15 protein-coding genes and 1 pseudogene are annotated in these 15,493 nt (G+C 66.1%); 9 read left to right on the top strand and 7 right to left on the bottom strand.

The genetic code is table 11. The features are described 5' to 3' along the window. The first annotated feature begins 18 nt into the window (after positions 1–18). Positions 19–483: an Lrp/AsnC family transcriptional regulator gene (locus tag ACM6JT_RS26705; RefSeq protein WP_006481526.1), complete on the top strand. Its 465-nt coding sequence runs from the start codon at positions 19–21 to the stop codon at positions 481–483. A gap of 465 nt (positions 484–948) precedes the next feature. Beyond that, a complete protein-coding gene (locus ACM6JT_RS26700) occupies positions 949–2,049 on the top strand; it encodes a saccharopine dehydrogenase family protein (RefSeq protein WP_034181371.1) in 1,101 nt (366 codons plus the stop codon). A 101-nt stretch (positions 2,050–2,150) separates the two neighbouring features. Here ACM6JT_RS26700 and ACM6JT_RS26695 read toward each other — a convergent pair whose 3' ends face one another. Further along, positions 2,151–2,768 carry an AAA family ATPase gene (locus tag ACM6JT_RS26695; protein WP_034181372.1) on the bottom strand — a complete coding sequence of 206 codons (618 nt, stop codon included), beginning with the start codon at positions 2,766–2,768 and terminating at the stop codon, positions 2,151–2,153. Next, entirely contained in the window at positions 2,765–2,911 is a 147-nt protein-coding gene (gene cydX, locus ACM6JT_RS26690) for a cytochrome bd-I oxidase subunit CydX (RefSeq protein ID WP_034181373.1), read from the bottom strand. The genes ACM6JT_RS26695 and cydX overlap by 4 nt, the downstream gene beginning before the upstream one ends. 179 nt (positions 2,912–3,090) lie before the next feature. Here cydX and corA point away from each other — a divergent pair, with 179 nt between their 5' ends. Next, positions 3,091–4,068, top strand: a complete 978-nt coding sequence (corA, locus tag ACM6JT_RS26685) for a magnesium/cobalt transporter CorA (protein WP_034181374.1) — start codon at positions 3,091–3,093, stop codon at positions 4,066–4,068. Between the two features lie 10 nt (positions 4,069–4,078). Here the strand turns inward: corA and ACM6JT_RS26680 are convergent, their stop codons facing one another. Both ACM6JT_RS26680 and ACM6JT_RS26675 read right to left on the bottom strand, forming a co-directional pair. Beyond that, a complete protein-coding gene (locus tag ACM6JT_RS26680) occupies positions 4,079–4,366 on the bottom strand; it encodes a YciI-like protein (RefSeq protein ID WP_034181375.1) in 288 nt (95 codons plus the stop codon). A 265-nt stretch (positions 4,367–4,631) separates the two neighbouring features. Continuing rightward, complete coding sequence (locus tag ACM6JT_RS26675; protein WP_131948813.1) at positions 4,632–5,120, bottom strand: adenosine-specific kinase; 489 nt, start codon at positions 5,118–5,120, stop codon at positions 4,632–4,634. A gap of 142 nt (positions 5,121–5,262) precedes the next feature. Between ACM6JT_RS26675 and ACM6JT_RS26670 the strand changes: the two genes are divergently transcribed. The 3 genes from ACM6JT_RS26670 (at position 5,263) to ACM6JT_RS26660 (ending at position 7,731) form a co-directional block, all read left to right on the top strand. Then, positions 5,263–6,249, top strand: coding sequence for a cysteine synthase A (locus tag ACM6JT_RS26670; RefSeq protein WP_034181376.1), 987 nt, complete (start codon positions 5,263–5,265; stop codon positions 6,247–6,249). 100 nt (positions 6,250–6,349) lie between these two features. Then, entirely contained in the window at positions 6,350–6,838 is a 489-nt protein-coding gene (locus ACM6JT_RS26665) for an aminoacyl-tRNA deacylase (protein WP_105392611.1), read from the top strand. Positions 6,839–7,254: 416 nt separating this feature from the next. Next, on the top strand, positions 7,255–7,731 hold the full coding sequence (locus ACM6JT_RS26660; protein ID WP_105390103.1) for a papain-like cysteine protease family protein: 477 nt from the start codon (positions 7,255–7,257) through the stop codon (positions 7,729–7,731). A gap of 144 nt (positions 7,732–7,875) precedes the next feature. On the opposite strand, the gene ACM6JT_RS26655 is transcribed toward ACM6JT_RS26660, so the two are convergent. The 3 genes from ACM6JT_RS26655 to ACM6JT_RS26645 all read right to left on the bottom strand — a co-directional run bounded on the left by ACM6JT_RS26655 (position 7,876) and on the right by ACM6JT_RS26645 (position 9,959). Further along, the gene (locus ACM6JT_RS26655; RefSeq protein ID WP_414857620.1) at positions 7,876–8,595 is read right to left on the bottom strand and encodes a Bax inhibitor-1/YccA family protein; all 720 of its coding nucleotides are present in this window, start codon (positions 8,593–8,595) and stop codon (positions 7,876–7,878) included. Positions 8,596–8,681: 86 nt separating this feature from the next. Continuing rightward, the gene (locus ACM6JT_RS26650; protein ID WP_306795585.1) at positions 8,682–9,035 is read right to left on the bottom strand and encodes a chaperone modulator CbpM; all 354 of its coding nucleotides are present in this window, start codon (positions 9,033–9,035) and stop codon (positions 8,682–8,684) included. A 3-nt stretch (positions 9,036–9,038) separates the two neighbouring features. Further along, positions 9,039–9,959: a DnaJ C-terminal domain-containing protein gene (locus tag ACM6JT_RS26645; protein WP_243565615.1), complete on the bottom strand. Its 921-nt coding sequence runs from the start codon at positions 9,957–9,959 to the stop codon at positions 9,039–9,041. A 503-nt stretch (positions 9,960–10,462) separates the two neighbouring features. On the opposite strand from ACM6JT_RS26645, the gene ACM6JT_RS26640 reads away from it, so the two are divergent. The 3 genes and pseudogenes from ACM6JT_RS26640 to ACM6JT_RS26630 all read left to right on the top strand — a co-directional run bounded on the left by ACM6JT_RS26640 (position 10,463) and on the right by ACM6JT_RS26630 (position 15,409). After that, a complete protein-coding gene (locus ACM6JT_RS26640; RefSeq protein ID WP_034184256.1) occupies positions 10,463–12,196 on the top strand; it encodes an ABC transporter permease in 1,734 nt (577 codons plus the stop codon). An 8-nt stretch (positions 12,197–12,204) separates the two neighbouring features. Then, positions 12,205–13,545 carry a nitrate/sulfonate/bicarbonate ABC transporter ATP-binding protein gene (locus tag ACM6JT_RS26635; protein ID WP_051983827.1) on the top strand — a complete coding sequence of 447 codons (1,341 nt, stop codon included), beginning with the start codon at positions 12,205–12,207 and terminating at the stop codon, positions 13,543–13,545. Between the two features lie 116 nt (positions 13,546–13,661). Continuing rightward, positions 13,662–15,409 (top strand): annotated as a pseudogene (locus ACM6JT_RS26630) (AAA family ATPase). The last annotated feature ends 84 nt before the right edge of the window (positions 15,410–15,493 follow it).

Here is a 15,493-nt window from a genome sequence, read left to right as displayed (position 1 = left end):
GCGTGCCGGCCCGGCCTCATGCGTCCACCCCGCCTCGACCAACTCGACGATCTCGACCGGCAACTCGTCGCGCTGCTGCAAGCCGATGCGCGTGCAAGCGTCGCGGATCTCGCGCGCCAGCTCGACGTCGCGCGCACGACGGTCGTCGCACGCATCGCGCGGCTCGAACGCACCAACGTGATCGCCGGCTACAGCGTCCGGCTCGGGCAGGACGTGCTCGACGCGAGCATTTACGCGTATGTCGGCATCATCCTCACGCCGAAGTTCGGCAAGGACGTGTTGCGCAAGCTCGACCGGATGCCCGAAGTGCAGTTGCTGTGTGCGGTGAGCGGCGAGTACGACTACGTCGCGTGGCTGCGCGCCGATTCGCCCGAACGGCTCAACGACCTGCTCGACCAGATCGGCACGCTCGAAGGCGTCGAACGCACGACGACGTCGATCATTCTTTCGCGCAAGATCGATCGCGGGACGATCGGCGGCTGATGCGCACCTCGCGACATCGCATTCGATGTCGCAGTCGAGTATTCCGCACAGATATCTGCGTGATCGGCGAGCATATTCGTGCGCGCCGAGTGCACGCGACTCCACGTATTCGACACCGCCGTGCCCGATGTTCCGCAGGGGCGCAGACGGCCCAGACGGCCGTTTCCACGCGTCGTTCGACGCATCCATGCCGCATTCTCTTGCGCATTTCCGCACATGACGAGTGCGCGTCGTTCCTCCTTCTTTCCGCCTTCGAGAACGCAGGCCGTAACGGTCCGCTTGCGGCACGAGCTATACGCGATTTTTAGATGATTTGGTCGTTTGGACGAAACGAATCGTCATTTCGTCGAAATTATCGGTCGTTTCGCATCATTCTTCGTCTTGGAACTGATTTTGCGCGTCCCTAAACTGTGTTCATGGCTCAACGCCGTCCACAACAGCAACCCATCATCAGGAGATAAGCGCATGAAAATCGCCATCGTCGGCGCAGGTCTGATCGGCCACACCATTGCTCACATGCTGCGTGAAACGGGCGACTACGAAGTCGTCGCGTTCGACCGCGATGCGGATGCGCTCGCAAAGCTGTCGCGCGAAGGCATTGCGACGCAACGGGTCGATTCGGCCGACGCGAACGCGATTCGCGAAGCAGTGAAGGGCTTCGACGCGCTCGTCAACGCGCTGCCTTATTACCTCGCGGTCAACGTCGCCGCCGCCGCGAAGGCTGCCGGCGTCCATTACTTCGACCTGACCGAAGACGTGCGCGCGACCCACGCGATCCGCGAACTGGCCGACGGTTCGGACCGTGCGTTCATGCCGCAATGCGGCCTCGCGCCGGGCTTCATCGGCATCGCCGCGCATGAACTCGTGAACGGCTTCAGCGAAGTGCGCGACGTGAAGATGCGCGTCGGCGCGCTGCCCGAGTATCCGACCAACGCGTTGAAGTACAACCTGACGTGGAGCGTCGACGGCCTGATCAACGAATACTGCCAGCCGTGCGAAGCGATCCGCGACGGCCGCAAGCAGTGGGTGCAGCCGCTCGAAGGCCTCGAGCACTTCTCGCTCGACGGCACCGAATACGAAGCGTTCAACACGTCGGGCGGCCTGGGCACGCTGTGCGAGACGTTGTCGGGCAAGGTCGAGACGCTCGACTACAAGTCGGTGCGCTACCCGGGCCACCGCGAGCTCGTCCAGTTCCTGCTCGAGGACCTGCGCCTGTCGACCGACCGCGACACGCTGAAGTCGATCATGCGCCGCGCGGTGCCGTCGACGAAGCAGGACGTCGTGCTCGTGTTCGTCACGGTGACGGGCGTGAAGGACGGCCAGCTCGTGCAGGACGTGTTCACGCGCAAGATCTTTGCGAAGGACGTGTGCGGGATGCACATGAGCGCGATCCAGATCACGACGGCCGGCGCGATGTGCGCGGTGCTGGATCTGTTCCGCGAGAAGAAGCTGCCGCAGAGCGGTTTCATCCCGCAGGAAAAGGTGTCGCTGAAGGCGTTCCTGTCGAACCGCTTCGGCAAGCTGTACGAAGGCGGCACGATGGAGCGCGTGCACGCGGTGGCCTGACCACCCGCCAGTCTCAGGCACGAGGGCCGTACGACGCCGGGAGCGCAGCAGCGCTTCCGGCGTTGTTTTTTTGGGGGGAGAGAGAAGGGCGCCGGTGCCGGTCAGGCCGGCAGCGGTGGCACGATCGTCGCGGCGGGCGCGGGCGGCACGATGCGGTACAGCAATGCGTCGACGTCCGCGTCGGACGGTGCGGTGTTATCGAACATCACGATGCCGTCGCATTCGTGGCCGGTCGGTACGAAGCGGCGCTGCCGGTATTCGTCCCAGTGTGCGAGCTTGTACGCGTCGTTCGGGTTGCCACGCGCGACGATCCGCGCGTGCGCGACGTCTTCCGACGTGTGGACCCAGACGACCGTCAGCGTGACGTCGGGCGCGATGCCGAGCCACGCGCGGTCGAGGATGCGCCGGTCGCGCACTTCGCGCGACAGCGGGCCGACGACGATCGCGCTGATGCCGAGCGCAAGATTTTCACGGGCCGTGTCGAGCAGGCCGTGGTATTCGGGATCGCGCAGATGCTTCAGATAGAGCGGGCTGTCGCGGTCGTTCGGATCGTCGGTGAGCGCGCCCATCGCGGCCGAGCTGTAGCGGCCGTACAGCGTGTCCTTGTCGAGCAGGCAGAAAGCTTCGCCGGTCGCGCGCATCAGCGGCCCGATGAGCCGCTTCGCGAGCGTGGTCTTGCCGGTGCCGGCGTGACCGCAGAAGAACACCAGGTGCGTCACGAATATTTGCTCCCCGACCCCTGGCTCGACGTGTCGCTGCGCTTGTCGCCGCGCGAGAACACTTCCGCTTCCAGCCACATCGCGTTGATGATGCCGAAGCCGAGTGCCACGCCGATGCCGAGTATCCACGAGAAATACCACATGGGTCTGTCTCCTTGACGGTTGGGCCGCACGGCCGTGCGGCGTACGTGCCGAAGTGCGTTGGTGCGCGTGCTGCGGTGCACGCAGCCCGATCATGACCAATATCGGTGTGCCGCGCAAGCCGGGCCGACCGCGTAGCAAACCGGTAAACTGATGCGTAAACCGCAACATCACCGACAACATGCTGATCAACTGTGCTGCATACCAGGACGGCCGCAAGCTGGCCGACATCGATATCGACGCCATCAGCGACTACGTGTCGAAGCCCGAGTGCTTCGTGTGGGTCGCGCTGAAGGATCCGACGCCCGACGAAATCGACCTGATGGGCGAGGAGTTCGGGCTGCACGAACTCGCGCTCGAGGATGCCCGCAAGGGGCATCAGCGGCCGAAGATCGAGGAGTACGGCGATTCGCTGTTCGCGGTGCTGCATATGGTCGAGCTCGACGGCGACGGCGAACTCAAGGTCGGCGAGCTGAACGTGTTCGTCGGCCCGAACTATGTGCTGTCGATCCGCAACCACACCGAGCAGGACTTCCGCGACGTGCGCAAGCGCTGCGAGCGCGAGCCGCATCTGCTGCAGGAAGGCTCGGCGTTCGTGTTCTATGCGCTGATGGACCAGGTCGTCGACCGCTATTTCCCGATCCTCGAAACGCTCGGCGCCGAACTCGAGGAACTCGAGGACCGCATCTTCACGAAGGCCACGCCCGCGTCGTCGCGCGCGATCATCGAGGATCTCTATTCGCTGAAGCGCCGCCTCGTGATGCTGCATCAGCACACGGCGCCGCTGATCGAGCCGCTCGCGAAGCTCACGGGCGGACGCATCCCGCAGATATGCAGCGGGATGGAGCATTACTTCCGCGACGTGTACGACCATCTGCAGCGGATCGTGAAGACGATCGAAGGGCGGCGCGAGATGGTCGTGACGGCGATCCAGGTCAACCTCGGAATGATCTCGCTCGCCGAGAACGAGGTGACCAAGCGGCTCGGCTCGTTCGCGGCGTTGTTCGCGATTCCGACGATGATTGCCGGCATCTACGGGATGAACTTCGCGAACATGCCCGAGTTGCACCTGAAATACGGCTTCTACGGCTGCATTGCGGTGATGGTCGCGGCCGATCTCGCGCTGTGGTGGCGCTTCAAGCGGGCAGGGTGGCTGTAGCCTCGCGCGTCTAGCGCGGCGCGTGCTTGCCGACCACGACGCGCCACGGGCGCACGCGCCAGGATTTCACGAGGCCGTTCTGCACGTACGGATCGGCGCGCGCGAACGACTCGGCCGCTTCCGGCGAATCGCCTTCGAACACGAGCACGGCCTGATCGGCCGGGTCCGACAGCGCGCCGGCGAGCACGAGTTCGCCGCGCTCGGTCGCGGCCTGCGCGAGCGCGAGATGCTGGGCGCGGAACGGCTCGCGACGGGACAGGTAATCGTCGACGAGTTCGTAAATCAGCTGGTAATGCATGCGTTGCTCCGGGAAGAATCGGCGGCCGTGGCCGGTGTGTCGGCGCGGCCGTCGGTCGGTCTGCTGCGGCCAGTATAGGACAGCCGGGCGGCAGTGGCGCGACGCAAGCGGAAGCGTACCTTCGCCTTCAGAAATGCAACTAACGGTCCGGTTTTCCTACGCCCCGAAATCCCGACCGCGACCGCGCCTTTGATGCAGCGGAGTCTGCAGGACGGGCCCCGGCAGGGAAGGCGCGATCATGATCCGTCCGCCCCGGCGGCCCACGCTACGCCTTGTATCCGATCGTGCGCAGCAGATCCTTGCGCCAGCGCACGTCGTCGTCGTTCTCGATGCCGAGCGGCGGAAAGCCGTCGACGACGCCGACGATCCCGCGTCCTTGCGCGGTTTCCGCGACGATCACGTCGGTCGGGTTCGCGGTCGCGCAGTAGATCCGGCAGACCTCCGGCACGGCCTTGATCGCATTGAGCACGTTGACCGGATAGAAACCGTCGCCGAGGAACACGATGAAAGCGTGACCGGCGCCGATTGCGAGGGCGTTGCGGCACGCGAGTTCGACGAGCTCCGCATCGGTGCCGGAACGGCGCACGAGCCGCTTGCCCGATGCCTCGCAGAACGCGAGCCCGAAACGGATGCCGGGCACGGTGCCGACCAGCGTCTCGTGGATGTCCTCGACGGACTTGATGAAATGCGACTGGCCGAGGATGAAATTCATGGCCTCGGGCTTGTCGACGGCGACGGTTTGCAATTGCAGCATGGCGGACCTCGTCTGGCGATGCGGCGCGCGCGCCGCAATGGGCTCTCCAAGCTTAGTACGCGGCGGCCGGCGCCGAAAGCGGCGGGCGCGTCCTATCCTTCGTTGTGTATGGCGCGCGAGCGCGAATGCAAAGGAGGGCGAAATGGACGTGCGACAAGGCTTCGTCGACTGCGTGGGTCGCACACCGTTGATCCGGCTGGCGAAGCTCAGCGCGGAAACGGGCTGCGAGATCCTCGGCAAGGCGGAATTCATGAATCCGGGCGGCTCGGTGAAGGATCGCGCGGCGCTCTACATCATCCGCGACGCCGAGCTGCGCGGCGCACTGAAGCCGGGCGGCACCGTCGTCGAGGGCACGGCGGGCAACACGGGCATCGGCCTTGCGCATATCTGCGCGGCACGCGGTTATCGCTGCGTGATCGTGATTCCCGACACGCAATCGCCGGACAAGATGGCGATCCTGCGCACACTCGGCGCCGACGTGCGCCCGGTGCCGGCGGCGCCGTACCGCGACCCGAACAACTATCAGAAGATTGCCGGGCGGCTCGCGGACGAACTCGACAACGCGGTATGGGCCAACCAGTTCGACAACGTCGTCAACCGGCAGGCTCACTACGAGACGACCGGGCCGGAAATCTGGCGCGACACGGCGGGCACGGTCGATGCATTCGTCTGCGCGACCGGCACGGGCGGCACGCTGGCGGGCGTGAGCCGCTACCTGAAGGAGCAGAATCCGGAGGTCCGGATCGTACTGGCCGATCCCCACGGCAGCGGGCTCTACGGTTACGTGAAAACGGGCGATCTCGGCGCCGAAGGCAACTCGATCACCGAAGGCATCGGCTCGACGCGCGTCACCGCGAATCTCGCCGGCGCGCCGATCGATGACGCCGTGCGGATCGACGATACGCAGTGCGTGAAGATGGTCTACCGGCTGCTGCGCGAAGAAGGGCTGTACGTCGGCGGATCGAGCGGCATCAACGTCGCGGCGGCGGTCTGGCTGGCCCGCCGGATGGGCCCGGGACACACGATCGTGACCTTGCTGTGCGATCGCGGCGACATCTATCGCGCGCGGCTTTTCAACCGCGAATGGCTGCGCGAAAAGGGGTTGGAACCTGGGTTGGAGCCCGAATGACGTTGGGGCGAGGCGGTGATTTCCATCGGCCCGAATGCGAACTATGCTGAACGAATCCGGTGCGAACGCCGTTCGCTCGATTCGTCAGACGAGGTGTGCCATGTCCGTGTCAGCCACCCTGCAGGATTGCCTGCGCCAGAAGTCATCGCGGTACGAAGTCGTGTACCACCCTTATAGCCATACGAGCATGGAGACGGCCGCCGCCGCGCATATTCCCGGCGATCGCCTCGCGAAAACCGTGCTCCTCGAGGACGACGAGGGCTACGTCGCCGCCGTGTTGCCGACGACGCACGCCGTGCGCCTGTCGGATCTCTGGGTGAAGACGGGCCGCCATCTCGTGCTCGCCCGGGAGGTCGAATTGCGCGAACTGTTCAAGGATTGCGACATGGGCGCGCTGCCGCCGGTCTGCATGGCGTACGGGATGAAGACGTTCCTCGAGGAGCGCCTCGCGCAGCAGCCGGAAGTCTATTTCGAGGCCGGCGACCACGAAGCGCTGATCCACATGACGCAGGACGAATTCCTGGCGCTGATGGAGACGGCCGAGCGCGCGCATTTCTCGCACAAGATGCAGGGGATGATGTCGTCCTGATGCTGGTGGTTGCGGGCGGTTGTTGTGGCTGGTTGGGACGACGACGGCTTCGAGGGTCGTCGCGAGTTGCCGTGTGTCCTTGATGTCGAGTTGGAGGTTCGGCGTTCGGTCGGGAAAAAGAACGGCGGCGGGCGACCGGAGAGGCGCGATTGCGGCGTTGTCTGGCGGTGATTTCAGTTGGGTTTTCGGGTGAATATCATATTTGACATAATGTGAATTATCGAAATTAAATCGCGGAACGATATCTGACCCCTAAAGTCGTTGCACGGCCCACTCGCGCCATAGCCCGCGCCGGCAACCCAGCGCCGGAGGCTTCGATGGCTGCAATGGAACGGATCGCCATGATCTGCCGGGATGGTTGTCCCCGAGCCCGACTCTTCCTACTCTTATAGATTCATCATGCTTCGAGACCCGAAATGGTAGACGTCAGACTAAACGTTGGACTGGTCGATCAGAGCGGCGTGAAGATGACCAAGTCAGGTTCCAAAGAGGTGAAAAACGCGTGCTGGTATGCCGCGGCGTGCATGGTTTCGTACTACTTCCGCCCTGGACCGCGCCGGGGCATTCCGAAGCTATGGCAGGCGGACCGGGGGCTCCCCGAGGCAAGGATCCTTGAGTTATGCGCCGCTGAAGGACTCGTGCCGCTTGATCAGCCCGACAAGATCACCCCGGAGTGGCTCGCCGCGGTACTGACGGACTCCGGTCCGATCTGGGCTGCGGGTCATTTTCTGGATGAACCGGGTCATGTGATCGTCATTACCGGCATCCAGCATAGCGTCGTTCACTACAACGATCCGGAGGGGCCTCCCGCACGCACGATGCTTTTGGGGACACTTGACTCCGGAAGATGGAAGCCCGACGGGCTGCTGGTGAAAGATCCGAGCCGCTATTGAGGTTGCGTTTGTCGGGGGCGAACAAGGTCGACGTAAATTCCTGTCACAAGCGCGCGGGTTGGACAGGAATCTGCCCCTGCTTGCACCGGAGGTGATCCCGCCGGCTTTCCGCGGCGCTCCCGCTCCCGATCCGCAACTGTTCGCCTAGCTGCGGCGGTTGCCGAGGAGCCGCATCAGCATCAGGAAAAGGTTGAGAAAGTCGAGATAGAGCGCAAGCGCCCCCAGGATCGCCTTCTTGCCGACGATCTCGCCCTCTTCGCCCGCTATGTAGAGGCGCTTGATGCGTTGCGTGTCGTATGCGGTGAGCCCCGTGAACACGAGCACGCCGATCACTGAAACGACGAACTGCAGCGCCGAGGAAGCCAGGAAGAGATTCACGACCCCCGCGATGATGATGCCGATCAGCCCCATGAACAGAAAGGAGCCGAAGCGTGAGAGATCGGCCCGTGTCGAGTAGCCATAGAGGCTCGTTGCGCCGAAGGTGGCCGCGCTGATGAAGAATACGCGTGCAATGCTCTCGCCCGTATACACGAGGAAGATGCCGGAAAGGGAGAGCCCGACCAGCGCTGCGTAGGCCCAGAAACTGATCTGCGCCGCGCCGAAACTGATGTGCTCGATGCGGAAGCTCAGGAACATGACCAGCGCCAGCGGTGCGAGCAGCACGACCCAGAACAGGGGCGTTCCGGCGATCGAGCGGTAAAACCCCGTCGACGCGCCGATGTAGGCAGTGGCGCCCGTCAGCGCCAGGCCTCCGGCCATATAGTTGTAGACGCGCCGCACATACTGTCGAAGGCCGACGTCGTCGCCCTCCCATACGCGCTGCGATTTTTCCGCTCGTGTTGCCTTGCGAAAGTCGTTTCCCATGATCAAGTCTCCTCGGATCGCAATCGTGGCGGCCGCGCTTCGTCACGGCCGCCCCCGTGATCAATCTCGCCCGTCGGGCAGTTGAATCAGGCGGAGCCCGCGGGCGGCCCCGATTCCCGATGCGTGGCCGCGGTGGCCCGGGTGCGAGCGCGCAGCGCATCGATCTCGTCGAGCAGATCGAGCGCGAGCGCGATGCCTGGCGGGTTGATCATCAGGTCCCGGGACAGGCGCTGCGCGATCGCGACGCGGCGCAGCACCGCGCCGCTGAAACGCCACTCTCGCGGACCGGCGCCGATCGGATCGAGCGCGCCCTCCGCGACCCACAGCGTCACTTCTTCCTCGGACGCGCCGCTCATCCGGCACAGCTCGACGAACGTCAGTTCGACGCACTCGTCGATGACCTGTCCTTGCAGACAGGCGGTTTCGGATTCTTTCATCATGCATCACCCGTAAAAATGCGCGCGCGGGTCGAAATCGAACGACTGGCGCATGGTGTCGTAGGCGGCCTTGCTCCGCTCGCTGTCGGCGGGCGGCAGCACGATATTCAGCTTCACGTACAGGTTGCCGGGCGGATCGCCGGGAATCCCCTTGCCTTTCAATCGCAGCCGTCTTCCGGATGGCGAATTCCCGGGCACGGTCACCGCGACCTCGCCGTCGGGCGTCGGCGTCGTGACCGTTGCGCCGAGTGCCGCTTCCCACGGCGCGACCGGGAGATCGACCGTCACATCCCGGTCGTCCACCTGAAACCGCGGATGGTCGCGAAACACGATCTCGAGATACAGGTCGCCGGGCGCGCCGCCGCCATGCGCTGCACCGCCCTGTCCCGCCAACCGGATGAACTGTCCGGCCCGGATGCCTTTCGGGATGGCGACGTTCAGCGTCCGCGGTTGCAGCCGCACGTGACCCTGTGGGTCGACGACCGGCACGCTCAGCGAAATGACGCGCTGCGCGCCGCGATACGCGTCTTCCAGATCGACGACGAGCTTCGCATGGTGATCGCGCCCGGCGTTGAGCGGCCGATCCTGCCTGGCCCGCCCGGCGGCGAAGATCGACGCCAGATAGTCGTCGAAGTCGGGCGGCGCACCGGCTCCGCTGAATTCGAACCCTTCGTCCCAGTTCGGCTGCGGGTGAAATGCGTCGCCGCCATGCCATCCGGCGCCGAGTCTGTCGTAGGCAGCCCGCTTCTCGGGGTCCTTCAACACCTCGTAGGCCTGCCCGACTTCCTTGAAATTCGCTTCGGCATCCTGATGCTTGCTGACGTCGGGGTGATATTTGCGCGCGAGCTTGCGATACGCCCGCTTGATGTCGTCCTGAGTCGCGTCGCGCGCCAGGCCCAGCACTTCGTAATAGTCTTTGTATTCCATGAGAAAGATCTGGCGGTAAGAGCGATGGACCGGTCGGCGCATGCGTCGCTGCAGCCTGGCCGAGACGGCGCTCCGTGCCGCGAATTCCGGCATGGCGCGGCACGGCGGTGCGAGCGTATCGTCCACGCGCGTTCACGCACCCTCCTTCGCAGCGTATTCAGCGATCCTGCAACGGGGATTGATCCATCTCAACGCGCACGCCGATGTCGCGACGGACCCGCGGCGCGCGTGGACGAAGCTTCCCGGGCGCCGGGCGCCGAGTGTCGAGTGCACCTGGTCCCGGACCGGGCGGATTCGCCGCAGCGGCGCATGGCCCGGGCGCCTGCGCGTGCAACCGGCCGGATCGCGCCCGCCCGGGCGATACCTGACCCACTCGCATGAACCCGATCCGGCCCCCCGCGCCGTCGCCCGTCCCGAGCGGCTCAGGCCATGCTTGACCCATGTCAACGGCCCGCCGGCCAGCGTGGCCGACGATGTGACGAAACCGAACGGGGGGACCCACTTTGGAGCACCATGCGGACATCCTGCACGGCGGACACTGGCACCCGCGCGCGCCCGACTGGCGCGACCCGCTTGCCGTGCTGCTGGTGCTCGGCCTGGTGGTGCTCGTCGGCGCCGGCGCGCGGCAGATGGTCGGCCCTCTCGCGATCGCGCAGCACGCGAGCGTCACGCTCGCGCCCGACGCATTGCCGGGATACACGCTGCGCACGGTGATGCGCATGCTGGCCGCGCTGTTCGCGTCGCTGTGTTTCACCTTCACCTACGCGACGCTCGCGGCGAAGAGCCGCCGCGCGGAAATGGTGCTGATTCCGCTGCTCGACGTCCTGCAATCGGTGCCGATTCTCGGTTACCTGTCGTTTACGGTGGTATTTTTCGTGTCGCTGTTTCCCGGCAATCTGCTCGGCGCCGAACTGGCGGCGATTTTCGCGATCTTCACGAGCCAGGCATGGAACATGGCTTTCAGTTTCTACCAGTCGCTGCGGATGGTGCCGCACGATCTGGACGAAGCGAGCCGCAGCCTGCGGCTGTCGGCATGGCAACGATTCTGGCGGCTCGAGGTGCCGTTCGCGATGCCCGGCCTGATCTGGAACACGATGATGTCGATGTCGGGCGGATGGTTCTTCGTGGTTGCCTCCGAAGCGATTTCGGTCGGCAACCTGCAGATCGCGCTGCCGGGCGTCGGTTCGTATGTCGCGCGGGCGATCGAGCAGCGCGATCTCCACGCGGTCGGCTATGCGATTCTCGCGATGACCGTCGCCATCGTGCTCTACGACCAGTTGCTGTTTCGGCCGATGGTCGCCTGGGCCGACAAGTTCCGCTTCGAGCAGACGGCCAGCCGAAGCGCGCCGCACAGCTGGGTGCTCGATCTGCTGCGGCGCTCCAGCCTGATTCGGCAGGCCAGCGCGCCGCTCGGCTCGATCCTGCAGCGGGCCGCGCACGCGCGCCTCGCGTTGCCGCGGCATGCGCTCACGCCGCGTCTGCCCTTGTCCCGGCGCGCGGGCGACGCGATCTGGCTGGCCTCGTGCGCCGCCGGCCTCGCTTGGCTGGTCTCGGTCCTGCTGCGCGTCGCCGTGCCGCGCCTGATGTGGAGCGATGTCGCCGTCGTCGCGCACGACGGCATGCTGACCTTGGCGCGGGTCGTCGTGCTGATCGCGATCGCGTCGATCGTCTGGGTGCCGCTCGGGGTGCTGATCGGACTGCGGCCAAGGTTGACGGAGCGCGTGCAGCCGATTGCGCAGTTTCTCGCGGCATTTCCCGCCAACCTGCTGTTTCCGATGGCGGTGTTCCTGATCGTACGCTTCGGCCTCGCGCCGAAGATCTGGTTGAGCCCGCTCATGATCCTGGGCACGCAGTGGTACATCCTGTTCAACGTGATCGCGGGCACGACCGCGCTGCCGAACGATCTGCGGGAAGCCGCCGCGAGCCTGCGCCTGCGGCCGCATGCGTGGTGGCGCAAGGTGGTGCTCCCCGGCATTTTTCCGTATTACGTCACGGGTGCGATCACGGCATCGGGTGGCGCGTGGAACGCCAGCATCGTGTCCGAAGCGGTCAGCTGGGGGCCGACCGCGCTCGACGGAGGCGGGCTCGGCGCCTATATCGCACACATGACCGTTGCGGGCGATTACCTGCGCATCGCACTCGGCATCACGATGATGTCGATCCTGGTGATCGCCACCAACCGCCTGCTGTGGCGTCCGCTCTATGTGTATGCGGAACGCCGCGCCCGACTGGATTGAGTCCGCCCATGTCCGAGCTTACGCCTGCTTCCATCCAGCCCGACGCCGCGCCGGCAATTCGCGAAGCGCCGCCCGTGATCGAACTGCACGATATCTGCATGTCGTTCGCCAAACCCTCGGGCGCACCGCTGCCGGTACTGGCCGGCGTCGACCTGACGCTGCGCGAAGGCGAGATTCTTGGCTTGCTGGGGCGGTCGGGGTCCGGCAAATCCACGCTGCTGCGCATCGCGGGCGGCCTCATCAAGCCCTCGTCCGGCCAGGTCCGTTATCGCGGCGCGCCGCTCGCGGGCCCCGCGGAAGGGATCGGGGTCGTGTTCCAGACGTTCGCGCTCTACCCGTGGCTGACCGTGCTGGACAACGTCGAGCTGGGACTGGATGCGAGCGGCTTGCCGCGCGACGTCGTTCGCCGGCGCGCGTTGTCGGTCATCGAGCTGATCGGTCTCGACGGCTTCGAATCCGCATTTCCACGCGAACTCTCGGGCGGCATGCGGCAACGCGTCGGGTTTGCGCGCGCGCTGGTCGGCGAACCGGCGCTGCTGTTGATGGACGAGCCGTTCTCGGCGCTCGACGTGCTGACCGCCGACACGCTGCGCCTGGATTTCCTGGATCTCTGGGCCGCGCGGCAGTTGCCGACCAAAGCGGTATTGCTCGTCACGCACAACATCGAGGAAGCGGTGCAGATGTGCGACCGCGTGCTCGTCTTGGGTGCGCATCCCGGCCAGATCGTCGCCGAGCTCGAGATTCCGCTGCCGCATCCGCGCCAGCGTCTCGACAGCCAGTTCCAGGCGCTCGCCAACGAAATCTACGCGATCCTGACCGCGCGGCTCGTCGAATCGCTCGATGCGCAGCGCAAGGGACTGCCCGATTTCACGCAGCGGCTGCCGATGGTGTCGAGCCACCGCATCGACGGCTTCATCGAGACGCTCGCCGCCGGCTCGACCAACGGCTACACCGAACTGTCGAAGATCGCCGGGCCGCTGCTCAAGGTGAACGAACTGCTGCCCGCCGCCGCCGCGCTGCATCTGCTGGCGTTCGCGGAACTGCACGACGGAGCGATACGGCTGACCGCCGCCGGCCGGGTCTATGCGCAGGGACATGCGGCCGACCGCAAGCGGCTGTTGCGCGAGCATCTCGAGCATTTCGTCCCGCTTGCCAGCCACATCCGGGCAATCCTCGACGAGCGTGACGGGCACCGGGCGCCGCGCGAGCGTTTCGAGCTCGAACTGGAAGATCACCTGAACCGGCAGGACGCCGCGGATACGCTGCGAACCGTCATCGACTGGGGCCGCGCGTCGGGGCTCTACACCTACGACGACGCGACCCGCATGTTCGGAGCCGGCGATGATTAGGCGCGAAACCCGCCGGAACCGCGCCGGCGCGCCCGTCCGCGGACTCGTGCGGACACGGCGGCGAGCCCGGACCGGGGCGGCAGCCGCATCCGGCGGCCGGACGCCCTTCATGCGCGATTCATTGTCGAATCCCACGGAAATCATGTCGCTTGCCGTGCTCCCCCGCCGTTTGGGCCCGCTGCGAAAGCAGAACCGGTTGCGGGCAGCCCGCCGTCACGCGCGGCGGCTCGACGCGGCGCTGCGGCGCGCGTCCTTCTACCCGCACCCTGCCGGCCGGATCGAACGAATCGAGACGCATCTGTCGGTGGTCTACCTGGCCGGACGTTTCGCCTACAAGCGGCTCAAGCCGCTCGACCTGGGCTTTGCCGACTTCAGACCCCTCGCCGCCCGGCGCCGCAGCTGCGCCGCCGAGCTGGTCCTGAACCGGCCGCTGGCGCGCGAACTCTATCTGGCCGTCATGCCGCTCGAACGCACGCGGCGCGGTTGCCGGCTTGCCGGCTGCGATACGCGTGCGGTGGCGGCCATCGACTATCTGGTGAAGATGCGCCGTTTCGACCAGGCAGCGCTGTTTTCCCGCCTGCTTGCGGCGGGAGCGCTCACGAACGCGGATATCGACCGCGTCGCGGCCCGGCTCGCGAGCTTTCATGCGCGCGCCAGCAAGGACGTGCCGTCCGCCGCGTTCGGCAGCGCGGCCTTGCTGCACGCGCAACTCGACGCCGTGCTCGCGTCGTTCGCGGTCGGGCCGATGGCCCTGCCTGCCGCGCTGCGGGACAGCTATCGACACAGCTGCACGGCACTCGCCCGTCATCTCGATGCGCGCCGCGCGGACGGCTTCGTGCGCGCCTGCCATGGCGACCTGCATCTCGACAATCTGGTCCGCCGGGGCACCGACGTGCTGATGTTCGACTGCATCGAATTCAGCGACGCACTCCGCTGGATCGACGTCGTCAACGACCTGGCATTCCTGGTGATGGATCTGTGCGCGCACGGGCGCGCCGATCTCGCCCGTCGCCTGCTCAATCGCTGGCTGGAGGCGACCGGCGATTTCGCCGGCCTCGCGGCGCTGCCGCTGTACGTCGGCTATCGCGCGCTGGTGCGCGCGCAGGTGGCCGTGCTGCGCGCCGGTTCGGGCGGCCCGCGACTCACATCGGCACAAAACGACGACCTGCGCGTGGCCGGACGTTACATTGCGCTCGCCGCGCGCGTCGCAGACCGGCCGCCGCCGTATCTGCTGCTATGCCACGGCGTGTCCGGCTCCGGCAAATCCGTCGCAAGCCGCGCACTCGCCGATCTGATCGGCGCGGTCCGCGTGTCGAGCGACAGCGAGCGCAAACGCACGCATCCGCTTGCCCCCGTCGAGCGCGGCGCATTATCCGACGGCGCCTATGCGGCGCGCGCGATCGACGCCCAATACGATCGGCTGCGCGCGATCGCGGAAACCACGCTGCGGGCAGGCTACCCGACGATCGTCGACGCCACCTTCCTGGCCCACGCCCGCCGGGCGCGCTTCATCGCGCTTGCCGAGGCGCTTGGCGTACCGGTGTTCATCCTCGATTTCCGCGCCGGCCGGGCCTGCATGGCGGAACGCGTCAAGCGGCGCTGGCTGGCCGGAAGCGACGCGTCCGATGCGGGGCCGGCGGTGCTGGACGCGCAATGGCGCGACGCCGAGCCGTTGACGCCGCACGAAGCGGCGATCTCGCTTTCCTTCGACACGGAGGTGCCGATCGATCGATTCCTGTCAGCGGGATACTGGCGGCCGCTAATGGCCGCGTTGCACGCGGAGCGGGGGCGCGCCGCCGCAGAAGCGGCGAAGCGCTCGTGCGTCGGTTCGTTGCCGGGGACGGTGCCGGCCTTCCCCGGTTGATTCGAGAACTGCGCAACTGCGCAACTGTGCTACGTGCGCCGAAGGCGGCGCGCATCGTTTTCCACGTTGCGGAGCCGCTATCCG

The sequence above is a fragment of the Burkholderia sp. IT-111MI5 genome, from assembly GCF_949752865.1.
Taxonomy (GTDB): domain Bacteria; phylum Pseudomonadota; class Gammaproteobacteria; order Burkholderiales; family Burkholderiaceae; genus Burkholderia; species Burkholderia pyrrocinia_C.
Note: the sequence above shows the minus strand (reverse complement) of the source record. Positions and strands in the feature narration are given on the sequence as shown.